17 protein-coding genes, 3 pseudogenes and 1 riboswitch are annotated in these 20276 nt (G+C 71.0%); of the genes and pseudogenes, 11 read left to right on the top strand and 9 right to left on the bottom strand.

The window, feature by feature from the left end:
* Positions 1-24: 24 nt before the first annotated feature.
* The 5 genes from rfbF to MSPGM_RS03575 all read left to right on the top strand — a co-directional run bounded on the left by rfbF (position 25) and on the right by MSPGM_RS03575 (position 4873).
* Positions 25-792: a glucose-1-phosphate cytidylyltransferase gene (gene rfbF, locus MSPGM_RS03555; protein ID WP_003603991.1), complete on the top strand. Its 768-nt coding sequence runs from the start codon at positions 25-27 to the stop codon at positions 790-792.
* Positions 792-1898 carry a CDP-glucose 4,6-dehydratase gene (gene rfbG, locus MSPGM_RS03560; protein ID WP_003603990.1) on the top strand — a complete coding sequence of 369 codons (1107 nt, stop codon included), beginning with the start codon at positions 792-794 and terminating at the stop codon, positions 1896-1898. The genes rfbF and rfbG overlap by 1 nt, the downstream gene beginning before the upstream one ends.
* Positions 1895-3124 (top strand): class I SAM-dependent methyltransferase, encoded by a 1230-nt coding sequence (locus tag MSPGM_RS03565; protein ID WP_003603989.1) that lies wholly within the window; start codon positions 1895-1897, stop codon positions 3122-3124. The genes rfbG and MSPGM_RS03565 overlap by 4 nt, the downstream gene beginning before the upstream one ends.
* Before the next feature lie 178 nt (positions 3125-3302).
* Positions 3303-3836, top strand: coding sequence for a dTDP-4-dehydrorhamnose 3,5-epimerase family protein (locus MSPGM_RS03570; protein WP_003603988.1), 534 nt, complete (start codon positions 3303-3305; stop codon positions 3834-3836).
* Positions 3833-4873, top strand: a complete 1041-nt coding sequence (locus MSPGM_RS03575) for an NAD-dependent epimerase/dehydratase family protein (protein ID WP_003603987.1) — start codon at positions 3833-3835, stop codon at positions 4871-4873. Before MSPGM_RS03570 ends, MSPGM_RS03575 begins: the two co-directional genes overlap by 4 nt.
* On the opposite strand, the gene MSPGM_RS03580 is transcribed toward MSPGM_RS03575, so the two are convergent.
* From MSPGM_RS03580 to MSPGM_RS03605, 6 genes and pseudogenes are all read right to left on the bottom strand, one after another.
* The gene (locus MSPGM_RS03580; RefSeq protein ID WP_003603986.1) at positions 4848-5246 is read right to left on the bottom strand and encodes a response regulator; all 399 of its coding nucleotides are present in this window, start codon (positions 5244-5246) and stop codon (positions 4848-4850) included. The two genes, MSPGM_RS03575 and MSPGM_RS03580, sit on opposite strands and share 26 nt — an antisense overlap.
* 251 nt (positions 5247-5497) lie before the next feature.
* Positions 5498-6748 carry an adenosylmethionine--8-amino-7-oxononanoate transaminase gene (locus MSPGM_RS03585; protein WP_012752153.1) on the bottom strand — a complete coding sequence of 417 codons (1251 nt, stop codon included), beginning with the start codon at positions 6746-6748 and terminating at the stop codon, positions 5498-5500.
* A 195-nt stretch (positions 6749-6943) separates the two neighbouring features.
* Positions 6944-9789: pseudogene (gene gcvP, locus MSPGM_RS03590) on the bottom strand (aminomethyl-transferring glycine dehydrogenase).
* A gap of 172 nt (positions 9790-9961) precedes the next feature.
* Positions 9962-10324, bottom strand: a complete 363-nt coding sequence (gene gcvH / locus MSPGM_RS03595) for a glycine cleavage system protein GcvH (RefSeq protein ID WP_003603983.1) — start codon at positions 10322-10324, stop codon at positions 9962-9964.
* A gap of 26 nt (positions 10325-10350) precedes the next feature.
* Positions 10351-11528, bottom strand: a pseudogene (gene gcvT / locus MSPGM_RS03600) (glycine cleavage system aminomethyltransferase GcvT).
* A 147-nt stretch (positions 11529-11675) separates the two neighbouring features.
* Positions 11676-11777: riboswitch (glycine riboswitch) on the bottom strand.
* Between the two features lie 59 nt (positions 11778-11836).
* Positions 11837-12067 carry a hypothetical protein gene (locus MSPGM_RS03605; protein ID WP_003605724.1) on the bottom strand — a complete coding sequence of 77 codons (231 nt, stop codon included), beginning with the start codon at positions 12065-12067 and terminating at the stop codon, positions 11837-11839.
* Between the two features lie 106 nt (positions 12068-12173).
* Between MSPGM_RS03605 and MSPGM_RS03610 the strand changes: the two are divergent.
* Positions 12174-13324: pseudogene (locus MSPGM_RS03610) on the top strand (aminotransferase class I/II-fold pyridoxal phosphate-dependent enzyme).
* 6 nt (positions 13325-13330) lie between these two features.
* Here MSPGM_RS03610 and MSPGM_RS03615 read toward each other — a convergent pair.
* Positions 13331-14191 carry a C40 family peptidase gene (locus MSPGM_RS03615; protein WP_003605727.1) on the bottom strand — a complete coding sequence of 287 codons (861 nt, stop codon included), beginning with the start codon at positions 14189-14191 and terminating at the stop codon, positions 13331-13333.
* 311 nt (positions 14192-14502) lie between these two features.
* On the opposite strand from MSPGM_RS03615, the gene MSPGM_RS03620 reads away from it, so the two are divergent.
* On the top strand, positions 14503-14874 hold the full coding sequence (locus MSPGM_RS03620) for a hypothetical protein (protein WP_041357427.1): 372 nt from the start codon (positions 14503-14505) through the stop codon (positions 14872-14874).
* 59 nt (positions 14875-14933) lie between these two features.
* Here MSPGM_RS03620 and MSPGM_RS03625 read toward each other — a convergent pair whose 3' ends face one another.
* Positions 14934-15620, bottom strand: coding sequence for an SDR family oxidoreductase (locus tag MSPGM_RS03625; RefSeq protein WP_261926171.1), 687 nt, complete (start codon positions 15618-15620; stop codon positions 14934-14936).
* Positions 15621-15682: 62 nt separating this feature from the next.
* Positions 15683-16399, bottom strand: coding sequence for an MgtC/SapB family protein (locus MSPGM_RS03630; RefSeq protein ID WP_003605733.1), 717 nt, complete (start codon positions 16397-16399; stop codon positions 15683-15685).
* A gap of 291 nt (positions 16400-16690) precedes the next feature.
* Between MSPGM_RS03630 and MSPGM_RS03635 the strand changes: the two genes are divergently transcribed.
* The 4 genes from MSPGM_RS03635 to MSPGM_RS03650 all read left to right on the top strand — a co-directional run bounded on the left by MSPGM_RS03635 (position 16691) and on the right by MSPGM_RS03650 (position 20273).
* Entirely contained in the window at positions 16691-17683 is a 993-nt protein-coding gene (locus MSPGM_RS03635) for an AAA family ATPase (RefSeq protein ID WP_003605735.1), read from the top strand.
* Between the two features lie 5 nt (positions 17684-17688).
* Positions 17689-18618 carry a DUF58 domain-containing protein gene (locus MSPGM_RS03640; RefSeq protein WP_012752157.1) on the top strand — a complete coding sequence of 310 codons (930 nt, stop codon included), beginning with the start codon at positions 17689-17691 and terminating at the stop codon, positions 18616-18618.
* A 168-nt stretch (positions 18619-18786) separates the two neighbouring features.
* Positions 18787-19248: a DUF4381 domain-containing protein gene (locus tag MSPGM_RS03645; RefSeq protein ID WP_003607322.1), complete on the top strand. Its 462-nt coding sequence runs from the start codon at positions 18787-18789 to the stop codon at positions 19246-19248.
* A gap of 5 nt (positions 19249-19253) precedes the next feature.
* Entirely contained in the window at positions 19254-20273 is a 1020-nt protein-coding gene (locus MSPGM_RS03650) for a VWA domain-containing protein (RefSeq protein WP_003607321.1), read from the top strand.
* The last annotated feature ends 3 nt before the right edge of the window (positions 20274-20276 follow it).

Below are 20276 nucleotides of genomic sequence, written 5' to 3' on the forward strand. Positions count from 1 at the left end.
GACACACAGACCCGGAGATGACCTGTGAAGGCCGTGATCCTCGCGGGCGGGCTCGGCACGCGGCTCTCGGAGGAGACCGTGGTGCGCCCCAAGCCGATGCTGGAGATCGGCGGACGGCCGATCCTCTGGCACATCATGCAGATCTTCGCCGCCCACGGCGTGACCGAGTTCGTGATCTGCCTCGGCTACAAGGGCTACGTCATCAAGGAGTTTTTCCTCAATTACCGCTTGCACTTGAGCGACGTGACGCTCGATCTCGGACGGGGCGACGTGCAGTTTCACCGCTCGGCGGCCGAGGACTGGAAGGTTTCGCTGATCGAAACCGGCGACGCCACCATGACCGGCGGGCGGCTCAAACGGGTGCGCGACTATCTCGGCGACGACGATTTCTTCATGACCTACGGCGACGGCGTCGCCGATATCGACCTCACGGCGCTGGCAGCCTTCCACCGTGCGCACGGCCGGCTCGCGACGCTGACGGCGGTGGTGCCGCCGGGCCGCTTCGGCGCGCTCGACCTCGCGGGCGACGCGGTGCGCAGCTTCCGCGAGAAGCCGGCGGGCGACGGCGCGACCATCAATGGCGGCTTCTTCGTGCTCTCGCCAAAAGTGCTCGACCGGATCGAGGGCGACGCCACCGTGTGGGAGAGCGGCCCGCTGGAGAGCCTTGCCCGCGACGGCCAGCTCCACGCCTATCATCATCACGGCTTCTGGCAGGCGATGGACACCCTGCGCGACAAGAAGCACCTCGAAGAGCTCTGGGCCCGCGGCGACGCGCCCTGGAAGGTATGGTGATGGCTGCGCTCAACCCCGATCCTGCCTTCTGGGCGGGCAAGCGCGTGCTGCTCACCGGGCATACCGGCTTCAAGGGCGCGTGGTTGAGCCTGTGGCTCGCGCGCCTCGGCGCCCGCGTCACCGGCTTTGCCCTCGCCCCTGAGACGCGGCCGAACCTGTTCGAGGCGATCGCATTCCCGTCCGAGGCCTCGCGCATTGGCGACATCCGCGACCTGCCGGCGCTCGCCGCGGCCGTGGCGGCTGCCGAGCCGGAGATCGTGATCCACATGGCGGCGCAGGCCCTGGTGCGGCCCTCCTATACCGATCCGGTGGGGACGTTCGCGGTCAACACCATGGGCAGTGTTCACCTACTCGAGGCGGTGCGGTCGGCCCCGAGCGTACGCGCCGTCGTCGTCGTGACGAGCGACAAGGCCTACGAGAACCGCGAATGGCCCTATGCCTATCGCGAGACCGAGGCGATGGGCGGGCGCGATCCCTACAGCGCCTCGAAGGGCTGCGCCGAACTCGTGACGAGCGCCTACCGCGCCTCGTTCTTCGGCGCGGGCGGCCATCCCGCGCGGATCGCCAGCGCGCGGGCCGGCAACGTCATCGGCGGCGGCGATTGGTCCCTCGACCGGCTGATCCCCGATATCGTGCGCGCCTTCGAGGCCGGGGACTCGGTCGAGATCCGGGCGCCGCACGCGATCCGCCCCTGGCAGCACGTGCTGGAACCGCTGGCCGGCTACCTCAGGCTTGCCGAATGCCTCGCGGGCGCCGACGGCGCCGCCTTCGCGGAGGGCTGGAATCTCGGGCCAGCGGACGAGGATTGCCGGCCGGTCTCTTACCTCGTGGAGCGGCTGGCGCAGGGCTGGGGCGGGGGAGCCGGCTGGCACCTCTCGCAGAAGACCCATCCGCACGAGGCGACCTATCTCAAGGTCGATGCCTCCAAGGCCCGCGCCCGCCTCGGCTGGGACCGGCGGCTGACCCTCGACACGGCGCTCGACTGGACTGCCGCGTGGTACCGCGCGGCCGCTTCCGGCGCCGATCCCCGCGCTCTGGCCGAGGCCGAGATCGCGCGCTACGAGGCGCTGGGCCAGCCTGGAGCAAAAGCCGGAGTCCAAGCGTGACCGCCCCGACCTGCCGCGCCTGCGGCGCCGCCCTCACCCGGACCTTCTGCGATCTCGGCCTGTCGCCGCTCGCCAATTCCTACGTCACGCCGGAACGGCGCCACCGGGGCGAGACCTTCCACCCGCTCCACGCCTATGTCTGCGATGCCTGCTGGCTGGTGCAACTCGAAGCCTTCGAGAGCCCCGAGGCGATCTTTTCGGATTACGCCTACTTCTCCGGCTTCTCCGCCGGCTGGCTGCGCCACGCCGAAAGCTACGTCGCCGCGATGATCGCGCGCTTCGGCTTGAGCGCCGAGAGCAAGGTCGTGGAGGTCGCGAGCAACGACGGCTACCTGCTGCAATACTTCGTCGCCCGGAGCGTGCCGGTGCTCGGCGTCGAGCCGGCAGCCAACGTCGCTCGCGTCGCCGTCGAGCGCGGCGTGCCCACCGAGATCGCCTTTTTCGGTCGCGAGACCGCCCGGCGGCTCGCGGCGGCGGGCCACAAGGCGGATCTGACGGCGGCCAACAACGTGCTCGCCCACGTGCCCGACATCCACGATTTCGCAGCGGGCTTTGCCGAGATCCTGAAGCCGGAGGGCGTGGCGACCTTCGAGTTCCCGCACCTCCTGCGGATGATCGAGCAACGGCAGTTCGACACGATCTACCACGAGCACTTCTCCTACCTCTCGCTCGGCGTGGTCATCGGCATCCTGCGCCAGCACGGCTTGCGGGTGTTCGATGTCGAGGAATGGCCGACCCATGGCGGATCGCTGCGCGTCTTCGCCTGCCACGAGGCCGCCGCGCACGCGCCGACGCCGGAGTTGGAGCGCGTGGTGCTCAGCGAATGGGGGGCGCACCTGTTCGACCCCTCCGGCTATGCCGGGTTCGGGCGGGCGGTGGCCGACATCAAATGTGCGGCGCTCCGCTTCCTGATCGAGGAGCGGGCGGCGGGCCGCACGGTCTGCGCCTACGGCGCGGCGGCCAAGGGCAACACCTTCCTCAACTATTGCGGCATCAAGCCGGAGCTGGTCCGCGCGGTGGCCGACCGCTCGCCGCACAAGCAGGGCACGTGGCTGCCCGGCAGCCGCATCCCCGTGGTCTCGCCGGACGAACTCCTGGCAATGCGCCCCGACACGGTGCTGATCCTGCCCTGGAACCTCGAGGACGAGATCGCCGGCGAGATGGCCGCGATCCGCGAATGGGGCGGACGCTTCGCCGTGGCGATCCCCGAACTGACGGTGTTCTGATGTCGCGGCCCGCCCCTCCCAGCCTCATCCTGAGGTGCCGCGCAGCGGCCTCGAAGGATCGTCCAGGGATCGCGCGGCCGGCGGGAAGATCCTTCGAGGGGGCCGCTTCGCGCCGCCATCTCAGGATGAGAGCGAGGGTGGGAGCGGCCATGCCTTCGCAGCCGGGCGCACGCATCTCATGATCTTCGAGGAACTCGCGCTGCCCGGCCTGTTCCGCGTCGTGCCCGAGCCGCACGCGGACGAGCGCGGCTTCTTCGCCCGCACCCAGTGCGAGAGCGAATTCGCGGAGCGCGGGCTGGTCGGGCGCTTCACGCAGTCGAGCGTGTCGTTCAATCATCGCCGCGGCACTGTGCGCGGGATGCATTTTTCGAAGTTGCCCCACGCCGAGACGAAGCTCGTGCGCTGCACCGGCGGCGCAATCCACGACGCGGTGATCGACCTGCGGCCCGATTCGCCGACCTATCTCCGCACGGCATCCGTGACGCTCTCGGCCACGAACCGCCACGCCCTCTACATCCCGGCGGGCCTCGCCCACGGCTTCCAGACCCTGAGCGACGACACCGAGATTCTCTACATGATCGACCGACCGTTCGTGGCCTCCGCCGCGGACGGCGTACGCTGGGACGATCCCGCCTTCGGGCTCGCGTGGCTCGAGCCGGTAACCGTCATCGCACCGCGTGACCTCGCCTTCCCCGATTGGGCGGGGCGGTGAAGCGGGTTGTCGTCACCGGCGGGGCCGGCTTCGTTGGCCGCCACGCGATCGCCGCTTTGGCCGCTCGCGGCTTCGAGGTTCACGCCATCGGCCGAACCGCGCCGGAAGGGGTCCACGCCTTCCACGCGGCCGACCTGCTCGATCCGGTGCAGCGCCGGGCTGCCGTGCAGGCGGCCTCGGCGAGCCACCTGCTCCACCTCGCCTGGGTCACCACACCCGGCCGCTACTGGCAGGCACCGGACAACCTCGATTGGACGGCCGCGAGCCTCGACCTCGTGCGGACGTTCCGCGAGGCGGGCGGCACCCGCGCGGTCGTGGCCGGGACGTGTGCCGAGTACGATTGGACGGGGATCAACCTCCTGCCGCGTGCAGAATTGGAATCCCCCTCGCCCCGCACGCGGGGAGAGGGCTTCGGCGAGCCTGTCGTCGCGACCCTCTCCCCGCACGCGGAGATAGGGGATGCAGCGGCGATCCGAGAGGGTCATTTGGCGGAAGCGGCCCCCTGCCGCCCGGCGACGCTCTACGGGGCTGCCAAGGACGGTCTTCGCCGCATCCTGCAAGCCTACGCGGCGACCGCCGGACTCTCCCTCGGCTGGGGGCGATTGTTCTACCTCTACGGTCCCGGCGAGACGCCGGGCCGGCTGGTCAGCGATGCGGCGCGGGCGCTGCTCACGGGTCAGCGTCTCGCCACCAGCGAGGGCCGGCAGCGGCGCGATTTCCTGCATGTCGCCGATGTCGGCGCGGCCTTCGCGGCCCTGCTCGACTCGGGGGTGGAGGGGCCCGTCAATATCGGCTCGGGCGAAGCGGTGCCGGTGCGCAGAATTCTGGAGACGATCGGTGCGCTGACCGGACGCCCCGATCTGATCGATTTCGGCGCCCGCCCCCTCGGCCCGACGGAGCCGGCCTGCATCGAGGCCGACATCCGGCGCCTGACGGACGAGGTTGGGTTTTCCCCGCGCTACGGCCTGGAACAGGGCCTAGAGCAAACCGTCGCGGCGTGGCGCGCCGCGCTCAGCAATGCGGCATCAATCCCTTGAGCCGAGCCAGGATATCCTCGCCCGCGCAGGGGCGGGCGATGAACTGCGCGCCCTCCGGCATCCGCTCGGGATCGGGCGAGGCGCGGCCGGACACGATCAGGATCGGCAGGTTCGGCCGTGCCTGGGCGACGGAAGCAGCCAGATCGAAGCCATCGACCCGGCCCGAGAGCTGCACGTCGGTCACGAGGCCGCAGATGTCGGGCCGCGCTTGAAGGATGGACAGCGCGCGCTCGGCGGAGGCGCATTGCACGGTGTCGTAGCCGCCCCCCTCCAGCACGTCGCCGAGGTCCATGATGGTCAGGGCCTCGTCCTCGACGATGAGGATGACGGGACGGTCGGCTTCCGGATTCGTCGTCTCGGTCTGGCTCGCCACCTTACGCTCTCCCCGATTTGCTCCAGCGGCCCAAGGTGTTCGCAGACTTGTCGTTGACAGACTCGGCCTGCCCACAGACCTGGCCCGCTCACAGACTGAGCCTGCTCACAGGCTTGGCCGTTTCCCGCGACGGGAACCGCTGCGCTGCGATCATCCAACGGGTAACCCCGCTGCGGGTTGCAGGGTCCCGTGGTTCTCTGCGGCCAAGCTCGCAAGCTTCGCGCCGTAGGGCCGATCGCGGCCTGCCGGCCTTAGGCCACCGCCTCGGTCACCGCCGTCACTGCCGCGATCAGACGGTCGAGATCGCCCGCATCGATGGTGAGCGCCGGGGTGAGGTAGACGATGTCGCCGAACGGGCGCACCCAGACGCCGCGCTCGACGAAACGCCGCTTGAGATCCGCGAGCTCGGGCGTGCCTGCGAATTGCACCGCGCCGATGGCGCCGAGCACCCGAACCTCCCGCACACCGGGCAACCGGCTCAGAGGGGCGAGCCCCTCTTGCAGGCGTGCGGCGATGGCTTGGGCCTGCGCGAGGCGCGGCTCGGCCTCGAACAAATCGAGGCTGGCATTCGCCGCCGCGCAGGCGAGCGGGTTCGCCATGAAGGTCGGCCCGTGCATCAGCGCGGCCGATGCCTCGTCCGACCAGAAGGCGGAAAAGATCTCGGTGGTGGCGACCGTGGCGGCCAGCGCCATCGTGCCGCCGGTGAGCGCCTTCGACAGGCAGAGGATGTCGGGCACGATGCCGGCCTGCTCGCAGGCGAACAGCGTCCCCGTGCGGCCGAACCCGGTGAAAATCTCGTCGGCGATGAGCGGCAGGCCGTGGCGGCGCGCGAGCCGCGCGATGGTGGCCAGCACTTCCGGCGGATGGGTCAGCATCCCGCCCGCTCCCTGCACCAGCGGCTCGACGATCACTGCCGCCAGTTCGTGGCGGTGGCGGGCCAGCGCCGCATCGAGGGCCGCCTCGTCCTCGGCCGTGCGCGGCAGCGCGCAAAACACCTGAGTGGGAAGGTAGGCGCCGAAGCGGCGGTGCATCCCCTCCTCGGGGTCGCAGGCCGACATCGCGCCCATCGTGTCGCCGTGATAGCCGCCACGGAAGGCGAGCACGCGGGTACGGCCGGTCTCGCCGCGGTTGAGCCAGAGCTGAACCGCCATCTTCAGCGCGACCTCGACGGCGACCGAGCCGGAATCGGTGAAGAAGACGTGGTTGAGATCGCCCGGCAGCAGCGCGGCGAGGCGCGCGCCCAGCCGCTCGGCTGGGGCGTGGGTGAGCCCGCCGAACATCACGTGCGGCATGCGCATGAGCTGGTCGGCCATCGCCGCGGCGATGTGCGGGTGATTGTAGCCGTGCACCGCCGTCCACCACGAGGCGATGCCGTCGATGAGTTCGCGCCCGCCTTTCAGCGTGATGCGCGAACCCCGCGTCGCGATCGCCTCCAGCGGCGGCGCCGCGGTCTTCATCTGGGTGTAGGGGCGCCAAAGGTGGTGGTGTTCGAGCGCGGTCATGGGCGCCGGATTGAGGGGTGGCGCTGACGGAGTCAAACGCGTCAGCCCTTCCCTCTCCCCCCTGCGGGAGAGGGTGGCCCCGAAGGGGTCGGGTGAGGGGCTAACTCCGCACTCTTCGGAAGCGTCGCTCCCCTCTCCCGCCTGCTCCGCAGGCACCCTCCCCGCAAAGGGGGGAGGGTGTCGCATGCGGCGGCCCTACTCCGCCGCCTCGCCATAGGCTTCCGTCGGCGGGCAGGAGCAGACGAGGTTGCGGTCGCCGTAGGCGTTGTCGACGCGGTTCACCGGCGGCCAGTACTTGTCCATGCGCAAGCTGCCCGACGGGAAGCAGGCGGCCTCCCGCGAGTAGGGCCGCTCCCAGGCGCCGATTAGGTCCTGAACCGTGTGCGGCGCGTTCTTGAGCGGGTTGTTGGCCCGGTCCATCTGCCCCTCCTCGATCGCCCGGATTTCCTCGCGGATCGCCAGCATGGCGTCGCAGAAGCGGTCGATTTCGGCCTTGGTCTCGGATTCGGTCGGCTCGATCATCAGCGTGCCGGCCACCGGCCAGCTCATCGTCGGCGGGTGGAAGCCGCAATCGATCAGGCGCTTGGCGATGTCCTCGACGGTGACGCCCGCGCTCTTCTGGAACGGGCGGACATCGACGATGCATTCATGCGCGACCCGTCCGTTCCGGCCGGCATAGAGGATGGAATAGGCCCCATCGAGCCGCCGGGCGATGTAGTTGGCGTTGAGGATCGCCACCCGTGTCGCCTGGGTCAGGCCGCGCCCGCCCATCATCAGGCAGTAGCTCCACGAGATCGGCAGGATCGAGGCCGAGCCGAAGGCGGCGGCCGAGACCGCGCCCTCCTCGCCCGAACGCGGATCGGAGGGCAGGAACGGGATCAGGTGCGTCTTCACGCCGATCGGCCCCATGCCTGGCCCGCCGCCGCCATGCGGGATGCAGAAGGTCTTGTGCAGGTTGAGGTGGCTGACATCGGCGCCGATATCGCCGGGCCGCGCCAGCCCCACCATCGCGTTGAGGTTGGCCCCGTCGAGATAGACCTGACCGCCATGGGCGTGGACGATGTCGCAGAGTTCGCGCACCCGCGCCTCGAACACGCCGTGGGTGGACGGGTAGGTGATCATGCAGGCCGCGAGCTTTCCGGAATGCTGCTCGGCCTTCTTCCTAAAATCCTCGACGTCGATGTTGCCGTGGGCGTCGGCCCCGACCACGACGACGCTCATGCCGCACATCTGCGCCGAGGCCGGGTTGGTGCCGTGGGCCGAGGACGGGATCAGGCAGACCGTGCGGTGCCCCTCGCCACGCGAGAGGTGATAGCGGCGGATGGCCAGCAGCCCCGCATACTCGCCCTGCGCGCCCGAGTTCGGCTGCATCGAGATCGCGTCGTAGCCGGTGATGGCGCAGAGCTTTTGGCTGAGATCGTCGATCAGCTCGCGATAGCCCAGCGCCTGGTCCTCCGGCACGAACGGGTGCAGCTCCGAGAATTCCGGCCAGGAGACCGGCAGCATCTCGGCGGTGGCGTTGAGCTTCATCGTGCAGGAGCCGAGCGGGATCATCGCCCGGTCGAGCGCGAGGTCGCGGTCGGCGAGCCGGCGCATGTAGCGCGTCATCTCGCTCTCGGCCCGGTTCATGTGGAAGATCGGGTGGGTCAGGTAGTCCGAGGTGCGCTCCAGCTCGGCCGGCAGGCGCGGCTCGGGATAGCCCTCATCGTAGGGGAGATCGCCGCCCCCGAATGCGCGCCACACCGCCTGGACGATGTCGGGCCGGGTGCGCTGATCGACGCTAATGCCGATGCGGTCCGTGCCGATCCGGCGCAGGTTCACCCCGTTCTCGACCGCGCTCTTCAGGATCACGCCCTGGAACGCGCCGACGCGCACGGTGATCGTGTCGAAGAAGTGCCGGGGCTCGACGGTGAAGCCGAGGGCTTCCAGCCCCTCGGCGAGGCGCACGGCGTCACGGTGGACGCGCCGGGCGATCGCCTTGAGGCCCGCCGGCCCATGATAGACCGCGAACATCGAGGCGATGACCGCGAGCAGCACCTGACTGGTGCAGATGTTCGAGGTCGCCTTCTCGCGGCGGATATGCTGCTCGCGGGTCTGGAGCGCGAGGCGGTAGGAGCGGTTGCCGCGGGCATCGACCGAGACGCCGACGATGCGGCCGGGCAGCGCCCGCTTGTGCGCGTCGCGGGTCGCGAGATAGGCGGCGTGCGGACCGCCATAGCCCATCGGCACGCCGTAGCGCTGCATCGAGCCCACCGCGATGTCGGCGCCCATCTCGCCTGGCGCCTTCAGCAGCGTCAGCGCCAGCGGGTCGGCGGCGACCGCGGCGAGCGCACCGGCCTCATGAAGCGCGGCGATCACGCCGGAGAAATCGTGAACCGCGCCGTTCACGCCGGGATACTGGAACAGCGCCCCGAAGACCGTGGACGGGTCCAAATCCGAAAAGGGATCGCCGACGACGACCTCCCAGCCGAGCGGCGCCGCGCGGGTCTTCAGCACGGCGATGGTCTGGGGCAGGCAGTCCCTGTCGACGAAGAAGGCGTTCCGGTCCGACTTCGCCACGCGCTTGGCCATGCCCATGGCCTCGGCCGCCGCGGTCGCCTCATCGAGCAGCGAGGCGTTGGCCACATCGAGCGCGGTGAGATCGCAGACCAGGGTCTGGAAGTTGAGCAGAGCCTCGAGCCGGCCCTGGCTGATCTCCGGCTGGTAGGGCGAGTAGGCGGTGTACCAGGCCGGGTTCTCGAAGATGTTGCGCTGGATCGCCGGCGGCATCGTCGTGCCGTGATAGCCCTGGCCGATCAGCGAGACGAGCAGGCGGTTCTTGTTGGCGGTGGCGCGCAGCTTCTCGAGCGAGCGGCGCTCGGTCAGGGAGGCGCCGAAATCGATGTACTCGGCCTGCCGGATGTCGGGGGCAGCGTCTCGTCGATCAGCGCGTGCAGCGACTTCGCGCCGACCGTCTCCAGCATCTGGTCGATCTCGGAGAGCTTCGGGCCGATATGGCGGCGGGCTGCGAAATCGAAGGGATCGTGGCGATCGTATTTCATGGGGAGGCCTTTCGAAGGCGGATGCCGTGACATCCCTCCCCCTCTGCGGGGAGGGTGGCCCCCGAAGGGGGTCGAGAGGGGAGCGACCTTTCCGGAGAGACCTGAGCCGGCCCCTCACCCGCCTGCTCCGCAGGCACCCTCTCCCGCAGAGGGGAGAGGGAAAGCGGGCGCGCTACTTCGCGAACGCCGCGTAGGCCGCCTCGTCCATCAGCTCGTCCATGGCGGAGGGATCCTCGAGCTTGAGCCGGTAGAGCCAGCCGCCGCCCTGCGGGTCGGTGCCGACCGAGGCCGGGTCGGCGACCGCCGCCTCGTTGACCTCGGTGACTTCGCCGGAGAGCGGCGCGTAGACGTCGGAGGCCGCCTTGACGGACTCGACGACCGCGGCCGCCTCACCCTTGGTCAGCTTCGCGCCGACCTTTGGCAGCTCGACGAAGACGAGGTCGCCGAGCTGTTCGGCGGCGTGCGCGGTGATGCCGACCGTGGCGACGTCGCCGTCGAGGCGCAGCCATTCGTGCTCGTCGGTGAAACGCAGCATGGTCAAAACTCCTGACACGAGAGAGATCAGCCGCGCTTGAAGCCGGCCGGGACGAAGGGAAGCGGGGAGACGACGAGGGGGAGCCGCTGGCCGCGGACCTCGGCGAAGACGCGGGTGCCGGGGCGGTCAGCGCGGCCGGTAGGAAGCCCATGGCGACAGGCGCCCCGACGCTCGGTCCGAAGCCGCCGGAGGTGACGCGGCCGACCGGATCGCCGCCGGCCTCGGCGGCGAAGAGCGGGGCCTCCGCCCGCACCGGCGCCCTGCCCTCGGGGCGCAGGCCGCCGCGCCGCCGCGACGGCCCGGCCTCCATCGCGGAGAGGATTTTTTCGGCGCCCGGAAACCCGCCTTCGCGGGCGCCGCCCCGGCGGCGGGCGGGGGAAATCGCCCAGGCAAGGCTGGCCTCGACGGGGTTGGTGCCGGGATCGATGTCCGCCCCGTGGAGCGGCAGGCCGGCTTCGAGGCGCAGGGAATCGCGAGCACCGAGGCCGACCGGCAGCACCTCGGCCTCCGCGAGCAAGGCTTCGGCCACAGCCTCCGCGCGCGCGGCCGGCACGGAAATCTCGAAGCCGTCCTCACCGGTATAGCCGGAGCGGCTGACGAGGCAGGGCGCGCCGAGGATCGCGACGGCGCGCACATCCATGAAGCGCATCGCCTCGGTCTCGGGTGCCAGCCGCGCCAGCACCTCGGCCGCCTTCGGGCCCTGAAGCGCGATCAGCGCATCCGGCACCAGCGCCATGTCGAGATCGTCCGGGAGATGCGCCCGGAGATGCGCGAAACCGGCGGCCTTGTTGGCGGCGTTGACGACGACGTGGAGCCGACCGGGCAGGCGCGCGACCATGAGGTCGTCGAGGATGCCGCCGGCCTCGTCCGTCAGGAAGCCGTAGCGCTGGCGGCCCTCGGGAAGCCCGAGGATATCGATGGGGATCAACGCCTCAAGGGCGCGGGCCGCCTCCGCACCATCGCCGGAGCGAGGCGTCAGCGCGATCTGGCCCATATGCGACACGTCGAAGAGGCCGGCCGCTGCCCGCGTGTGCAGATGCTCCTTGAGCAGCCCGGCGGGGTATTGCAGCGGCATCGCGTAGCCCGCGAACGGCACCATCTTGGCGCCGAGGCGCAGGTGGAGCGCGTGCAGCGGCGTCTGTGCCAGCGGATCAGCGGAAACGGGGGCGGCGGGGCTCACGGCACCGGCAGCTTGCAGACTCATCGGGCACTCCACGACAGACGGATCTTGCCCGCCGGCCGGCTGGCAAGTTGCCCCCATCTGTCGCGCTTACCTGAGAGCTTCCCTCACTCGGCATTCGAGCGAGGTTTCTCCTTCGGTGGACGCCGGACGGCGCCTCTCTCCAGATTGTCCAACGATACGGTGATTGTGCCTGAGAGTTTCCGGGGGTGGTTGCTCCGTCGGCGCCATGATTCATCTTTCGATGAGCCTGGGCTCTCCCGTATCGTCTGTAACGAACCCCGGAAGGCTCGCACTTTGCGCCCGCCTATGCAAGTCAAGTTCGGTGACGATCAGCGCATCATGTTGCGCTGCCGACAATAGCCACGGAAGCTCTCAAAGCCGGCCGGGCAGCGGCGCACACAGGCCCCGGCCGCGTATTTCAGCGGCGGACGGCAGGCGTTGCGGAAGCGCGTCTCGCCGAACAGGTAGGACTGCGCCGGGCCGGCCGAGGCCGGCAGCGGGCTGACGAGGGGACCAGCAAAGGCGATCAGCAGAAGGACGACGAGGCGGCGGCGCAGCATGGCAGGGGTTCCGGCAGAGCCTAGGCAACGCGGCGCCCCGCAACGGGTTCGCCACGCTCATCACCATCGTCTTGACATCGCCTGAGCGCCGTCGCCTTCAAGCGCCATGTCGCCGAACCCATCGAACAGCCTCGACGCCTTCGCCGGAGAAAAGCTCGCCGGCCTGGAAGCCAGCGCCCTGCGCCGCCGGCTGGCCGTGACCGCCCGCGGCCCCGAGGCGGCGGCCGAGCGGGGGGGCCGCAGCCTCGTCTCGTTCTCCTGCAACGATTATCTCGGCCTCGCCCACGATCCGCGGGTGATCGCGGCGGCCACCGAAGCGCTGGCGCGCTACGGCGCCGGCGCGGGCGCCTCGCGGCTGGTGACCGGCAATTCCCCCCGCTCGCGGCGCTGGAGGAGCGGCTTGCTCGGCACAAGGGCAAGGAGGCCGCCCTCGTCTTCGGCTCGGGCTATCTCGCCAATCTCGGCATCGCCCCGGCCCTCGTCGGCGCGGGCGACCTGATCCTGATCGACGAACTCGGCCATTCCTGCCTGTTTGCGGGAGCGGCGATGTCGAGGGCGCAGACCGTGCGCTTTGCCCATAACGACGTCGCGCAGTTGCGCGTGCTGCTCGCCGAGCATCGCGGCGCGGCGCGGCGGGCGCTGATCCTGACCGAGCGGGTGTTCAGCATGGATGGCGATCGGGCGCCGCTCCCCGAGATCCTGGCGCTCGCCGGCGAATACGACGCCTGGACGCTGGTGGACGATGCCCACGGTCTCGGCGTGGTCGAGCCCGGCCAGCGGGCGCCGCTCGAAATGGGCACGCTCTCGAAGACGCTGGGCTCCTATGGCGGCTATCTCTGCGCCTCGCAGCCCGTGATCGACCTGCTGACCAGCCGGGCGCGCAGCCTCGTCTACACCACCGGCCTGCCGCCGGCCTCCGCCGCCGCGGCGCTCAAAGCCCTCGACATCGTCGAGACGGAACCGGAGCGCGCTGCCCGGCCGCTGGCGCTCGCGCGCCGCTTCACCGCGGGTCTCGGCCTGCCCGAGGCGATGAGCCCGATCGTGCCGGTGCTCATCGGCGCGGCGGAGGCAGCGCTTGCTCTCTCGACGGCGTTGGAGGCGCGCGGCTTCCTCGTGGTGGCGATCCGTCCGCCGACGGTCGCCCCCGGCACTGCCCGTCTGCGGGTCGCCTTCTCGGCAGCGCATGACGAGGGGCAGGTCGATGCCCTCGCCGAGGCGCTGATAGAATTGGTGCCGGAGAGCGTCCGCGCCGGCTGAACGCCGTCACGCGATCGGATCGAGCCGGCGGATCGAGGTGACGGCGCCGAAACTCTTGACGGCGATGCGCTCGACTGCCTCGCGCAAAGGCTCGACTGCCACCGCCATGTGGTGGCCGTTGGCGTGGATCAGCCGGTCGGCGTCGAGCATCAGCCCGACATGGCCCTTCCAGAACACGAGGTCGCCGCGCCGCAGGCCGTCGAGCCCTGGCGGCAAGGCGTTGCCGAGGGCCCGTTCCTGCTGGTCCGCATCGCGCGGGCAGGCCAAGCCCGCGGTCTCCAGGCAGAGCTGGACGAGGCCCGAGCAATCGAGGCCGAGACTGGTACGCCCGCCCCAGAGATAGGGCGTGGCGACGAGCCGCTCGGCGGTGGCCGGAAAATCGGGCTCGGCGGTCCCGAGCGGCACGGCATGGCCGGCAAAGACATAGCCGCCGCCGGCGAGCCGCCAGTACTCGCCCTCCTGCGCCTCCGCCGCGAAGGCGGCGCCGAGGCTGAGATGGGCGATGTGCGGACGCTTCAGGTCGGGCGCGGGGTAGACGAAGGTGCGCAAAGCGGCGACCCGATGGGTCGGCGCCGGATCGATCGCCCCAAGCGCCGTCTCCGGCAGGTAGCCGACATAGCCGTCGCGGGCGATCTGGCCCCAGGCGAATCCATCCCGGATCTCGAACACCGTCACGGCGTCGCCCATCACCGCCTCGGTCTCGAGCCCGGCCTCGAGGCGCGGCGCGCGGCGAAGGGGCGTGGAGGGCACGGCGACCCGCGCCGGCTCGCCCGCGACGTAGCGCTCGGCTGTAACGACGCCCTTCAGGCGGATATCGGCAAGGTCGGGCCGGGCCGGGGTGAGGCGGGGATCGCGAGTGTCTGGCATCGTGGAGCCTGCGTGGCGCAGGATCGGGGCGGGATTCGGGATGACGTGTCGCCACAGCCCCGATTTTCGTGTGCCCCGCAGGCCCGTGGATTCGCCAAACCTTTTGCAGCGCGACCGCGACACTCTGACCGGCGCGGGCCTTGTTCGCCGGATGGTGCCGTCAACGAATGTGCTGGCGCCCGCGCGGATCGGCGCGCATCCTGCATGCTCGACGAGCGGGGCGTCCGCCCGGCAAGCCATGCGGCCGGCGGTCCGTCACGTCCGATTTAGGTGCAGTGCACAAACCGGACGGACCGTCCTATGATCGGTGCATGAAGACCGCGAGTCGTGCCGTGAAAAAAACTCCGAAGAGCTTTCAGGATCTGCCTCCGATCCGGGTGCGGCGCGAGCCGCCCACGGTCGACGAGGCGGTCGCCGCCGCCCAGGATCTGGCCGACGACGTCGAGCAGCAGGTGGAGATCGCCTGCGGGCTGATCGGCCTCGGCCCGGATGAGGTGCGCCCCCACGTGGTCGCCGCCGCCAAGGCCGCGGCGGCGCGTCCGGCGCACCGGCCGTTGGAGCAACGCATCCTCGCGCCGACGAGCCCGAACCGCGCCCCGCCGCGGGCGGTGATCGTCGAGCGCCGCAGCCGCCCGACCGTGGTGGTCGAGCGCCGCAGCCGGCCCCTCGATCAGCGCCGGTAAGCCCAAGGCATCGACTTTTTGAAAAAGCCGGCCGCCGGCTTTCGGGACGATGCCCGGGCCTACCAGGGCAGCGCCTCACCCCGGTGGTCGAGAAAGGCGAGATCCGTCCGGCCGGCTCTCGCCTCGATCACGTCCGCCAATCCGGCCGCGCTCGTCGCCACGTCGAGGTCGGCCCCCTCGCCGCCCATATCGGTGGCGACCCAGCCCGGATGCAGCAGCAGCACGCCGAACGCGCGGTCGGCGTGGCGCGCCGCGAAGCTGCGGGCGTTGGTGTTGAGCGCCGCCTTGCTCGCCCGGTAGTTCTCCCAGCCGCCCTCGGTGTTGAGGCCGACGCTGCCGAGCACCGAGGACATGAAGGCGAGCGTGCCGCCCGGTGCAAGGGTCTCAGCAAAAGCGTCCGCGAACAGGATCGGGCTCACCGCATTGATCAGGTAGACCTGTGCGTGGATCGCCCGCGCCACCGCGTTGAGCGGCTTCTCCGCCTCGATCAGCACGCCGGCCACCACGAAGACGAGATCGAATTGTTCGCGCCGCGTCCGTTCGTGCAGGGCGGCAACCGACGCATCGTCGTCGATATCGACCGTTTCGACCCGCACACCCTCCGCCGCGAGCCGTTCGAGACCGGGCGCGGCCCCGCGCCGGGTCGCGGTGACCTGCCAGCCGCGCCGCAGGAAGGTCTCGGCCAGCCCGAGCCCGAGGCCGCGGGAGGCGCCGACGATCAGGGCGTGTTTTTGGGTGTGGCTCATGGTGGTTCGTCCACACTCGCACCGATGGATGTGTAGGCCGTAGGCTTCACGGCAAGGCGTGATCAATCCCCCGTCTGCACCGACCACGTCGCGTGGCGCACCTCCGGCCGCTTTTCCAGATCGGCCACCACGGCGTCGAGATCCTTGGCGTGGACCGTCGTGGCGGTGAGCGTGGCGATGACGTCGACGGTGGTCTCGCCGCGTTCCTCCACCTCCGTCGTGCCGACGGGGTAATCCGCCGCCTCCAGGCGCTCGACCAGCAGGTCGCGGGCGAGGCCGGCGGTCTCGGCCGGTACCGTCACCTGCACCGCGTAGGTCGCCTCCGTCGCGCTCTCGTCGATGGGGATGCGGTCGATGAGATTCACCAGCGGGCGCAGCAGCGTGTTGCCGGCAAGGACCGCGATGGTGACGAAGCAGGCTTCCAGCGGAAGGTCGGCCCCGGAGAAGGCGCCCGCGGCCGCCGCGCACCAGAGGGTCGCGGCGGTGTTGAGGCCGCGCACGTTCATCCCCTCCTTCATGATGACGCCCGCGCCGAGAAAGCCGATGCCGGAGACGACATAGGCGACGACACGGGTCGCCCCCTCCGCGCCGGTCAGCCGCATGCCGAGATCGACGAAGGCGGCGGCGCCCAGCGCCACCAGCACGGCGGTGCGCAAGCCCGCACTGCGCTGCCGGTACTGCCGCTCGACCCCGATCAGGGTGCCGAGGCCGAAGGCGACCGCGAGGCTGATGCCGGAATTCACGGCTTCGGGCGTGGGGAAGGGAAAGGGGCCGGGCATGGACCGTTCGGGGACCTTTTCGGTGTCGCGCGGTTTCCCCGCTGTCGCACGAGCGTGACGGTTGCGTGACGAAACGTCAGCGATCCGCGCGCAGCCGGTCGCGTGCGGTCAATTTGCCCGTGGCCAGGGGCACGGCGCGGGATTGACGCGGCGACCGGGCAGCGGGCACACCGGCAGGATTGTGGGAGCCTTAAGAAAAACCCACGCTGAGGAGACGCGCATGCTGCAGGATCTTTCTCCTGCGACGAGGGCCGAGGCTCGACCGGCGACGGCGCTGGCAGAGGCGCTCGTATGAGCGTCGAGGCACTCGCCCGGCCCGCGGCGGCAGCGCCCGTCCGCGACCGCATCCTCCAGCTTCGCGACGGGCTGAGCCACGGGCTGATCGGCGCCGACAAGCTGGTTGAGCGCCTGTTGATCGGGCTCCTGACCGGCGGCCACCTGCTGATCGAGGGCGCGCCGGGGCTCGCCAAGACCCGCGCGGTCAAGCGTCTGTCGGACGGGCTCGACGGCTCCTTCGCCCGCGTGCAGTGCACGCCCGACCTGATGCCCGCCGACCTCACCGGCACCACCGTCTGGCGCCAGGATGCGGGCACCTTCGAGTTCCTGCCGGGACCGCTGTTCCACTCGCTGATCCTCGTGGACGAGGTGAACCGCGCGCCGCCCAAAGTGCAGTCGGCGCTGCTGGAATCCATGGCCGAGGGACAGATCACGGTGTCGGGCCACACCCACCGCCTGCCTGACCCGTTCATGGTGGTCGCGACGCAGAACCCGATCGAGCATGCCGGCACCTTCCCGCTGCCCGAGGCGCAGCTCGACCGCTTCCTGCTCCACGTCGTCGTCGAGATGCCGGACGAGGCCTCCGAGCGCCGCATCCTCGATCTCGTCGAGGGCGAATTGAACCACCACGCCGAAGCGATGCCGGTGAAGCTCTCGGTCGCCGAGGTGATCGCCGCCCGCGAGGCCGCGCTCGCCACCTACGTCTCGCCGGCCCTCAAGGACTATCTCGTGCGGCTCGTGGCCGGCACCCGCGGCGACAGCGTCGCGCCGGAGCTGCGCGCGGCGATCGAGCACCCGGCCTCGCCCCGCGGGACGCTGGCGCTGATGGTCGCCGGCAAGGCCCGCGCCTACCTGCATGGTCGCGACCACGTCGTGCCCGAAGACATTTCGGAGTTGGCCGCAGACGCCCTCGCGCACCGCATCGGCCTGACCTGGCGCGCGGCGGCCGAGGGGCGCACCACGCGGGGCATCATCGGCGGGCTGGTCGAGCGGACGCGGGCGCTGTAGCCGTCATGACCGCGACGGCGGCCCCCGCAAGTGACCCGACCGACGCCCCCGGCATCCACCTGTCCGGGGCCGGGCTGATGAGCCTGCGCCATCTCGCGCGGCGCGGCGTCTCGCCCGCGACCCGCACCATCGCCGGGTTGCCCGGCGGCATCGTCACGCGAAAGCGCGGGCGCGGCTCGGAGCCGGACGACGTGCGGCCCTGGTCCGAGGGCGACGACCGCCGCTTCATCGACCGCAACGCCACCGCCCGCACCGGCCAAGTGCACGTGCGCACCCATCACGACGAGCGCGACCGCGCCGTGGTGCTGCTCGCCGATTTCCGGCCCTCGATGCTGTTTGGCACCCGCCGGGCGCTGCGTTCGGTGGCAGCGGCGGAGGCGCTGACGCTGCTCGGCTGGCGCATCGTCGGCGATGGCGGGCGCATCGGCCTGATCGCAGCGGGCGCGGGCGAGCCCGCGGTGATCCGCCCGGCCGGCGGCGAGCGGGCGATGACCGCCGTCACCGGCGCGCTGGCCCATGCCCACGCCGAAGCCCTCGCCGGCCCGGCGGTGGACGACCCGCCGCTCACCGATACGCTGGCCCTCGCCCGCTCGCTCCTGCCCTCGGGCGGACACCTCGTCGTGGCGAGCGCGCTGGACGCGCCGGGGCCGGATTTCGAGAGCCTGATCACGGCGCTCGCTGAGCGGCTCTCGATTCGGTTGCTGCTGGTGAGCGACGCCTTCGAGCGAGCGCGCCCGGCCGGCCTCTATCCCTACGCCCTGCCGGGCGGACAGCGCGGTACCGTCCAGGCCGACCGCAGGGCCCAGCCCGCCGACGCGATCGACCCGCGCCTCGCCCGCCTCCATGCCTGCGGCGTCGAGGGCCTGCGCATCGACGTCGAGGCCGGGCCGGAGAGCTACGCCCCGCTGATGGAGCGGCTCGATGCGGTGTTGTGAGATCGGGAGTGAATCCCCCGCTCTCCGCATCCGGGGAGCAGGGGCGGTTCAGGAAGAGACTCTTTCGGTGGCGCCCCCTCGCCTGCTGGCTCGCTCTGCCGACGACAAGGTCGGAAGAGCCCTCTCCCCGCACGCGGGGCGAGGAGATGCGCGGCGGAGGGTACAGGAATGACCACCCCCGCTCCCGACCTCTCGACCCTGCGCGGGCTCCATCTCCCCACCGGCGGCAACAGCGCGGTGCAGCCGGAGATGGTGGCCGCCCTGGTCCTCGGCTTCAGCCTCGCGCTGCTCGTCGGCCTGATCCGCCTCGTCCGGGCGCGGCGCGGCGCGTCGGTCCGCCGGGCGGCTCTGCGCGAGTTGGCGTTGGCCCAAAACCTCGAGCCGGAGGCCCGGCGCGTCGCGCAGGCCCGTTTGCTGCGGCGCGTGGTGCGCACGCTGAAGGGCGAGGCGGCGGCCGGCACAAGTGGCACGGCCTGGGCCGCGACGCTCGACACCACCTTCGCCACGGACTTCTTCCGCTCCGGGCCGGGCCGCGTCTTCGCCGACGATCTCTACCGGCGCCCGAAGACCATCGATCCCGCCGCCATCGATGCCGGCCTCGGCCGCCTGCTCTCACAGATCCGGGCCTGATCCGAATGCCCACCTGGATCACAGCCCTCGCCTCCGCCTTCGACTTCGCGGCGCCGCTCGCCCTGCTGCTCCTGCCCCTGCCGCTCGCCGCCCGGCTGATCCCGCCGGAGCGCCAGGGCGGCAGCGGCGCCTTGCGCGTTCCCCCCTCCCTCGTCGGGGGCGCCGAGCACGCTGAGAGCATCGCCGCCCGCGGCCGGCGCCGTCTCTGGCTCGTCGGAACGTTGTGGGCGGCTCTCGTCGTCGCGCTGGCCGGTCCCCGCCTCGTCCTGCCCGCGACCGCGCTGCCGGCCTCGGCCCGTGAGATCGTGCTCGCCCTCGACCTCTCGGGCAGCATGGAGCGCAAGGACTTCTCGCTGGACGGCGAAACGGTCAGCCGGCTCGCGGCGGTGAAGCGCGTCGGCGCCGAGTTCATCCGCCGCCGGGCCGGCGACCGCATCGGCCTCGTCGAGTTCGCCGATCAGGCCTACGTCGCCGCAGCCCCCACCTTCGACACCGCCACCGTCGCCCGCACCCTGGAGGAGGCGACGATCGGCCTCGTTGGGCGCTCCACCGGCATCGGCGACGGGCTTGGCCTCGCGCTCAAGCGCCTCGCCCCGGCTCAAGTCGCGGCGGCCGACGGCGCAGGGCCGCCCCCCTCCCGCGACAAGGTCGTGGTGCTGCTCTCGGACGGGGCCAACAATGCCGGCCAGACCGCACCCAAGGACGTGGCCGCATTGGCAAAGGATCTCGGCGTGCGCGTCTACACCATCGCGCTCGGGCCGATCGACATGGCCGACAACCCCAACAACGAGCAGGACGTGGTCGATGTCGAGACCCTGCGCGCCATGGCCGAGACCAGCGGCGGCCGGGCGTTCCGCGTGAAGACCACTGACGACCTGGAGAATGTCGCCAACGCCATCGACGAATTGGAGGGCGGGCGTGCCAAGGCACCGCCGCTGCCCCTGCGGCGCGACCTCTGGCCCTGGCCGGCGGCGCTCGCCTTCCTCTGCGCCTGCGGTCTCCTGGCGACGCGGCGCCGGATCTGAGCG

It is taken from the genome of Methylorubrum sp. GM97 (genome assembly GCF_024347855.1).
Taxonomy (GTDB): Bacteria; Pseudomonadota; Alphaproteobacteria; order Rhizobiales; family Beijerinckiaceae; genus Methylobacterium; species Methylobacterium extorquens.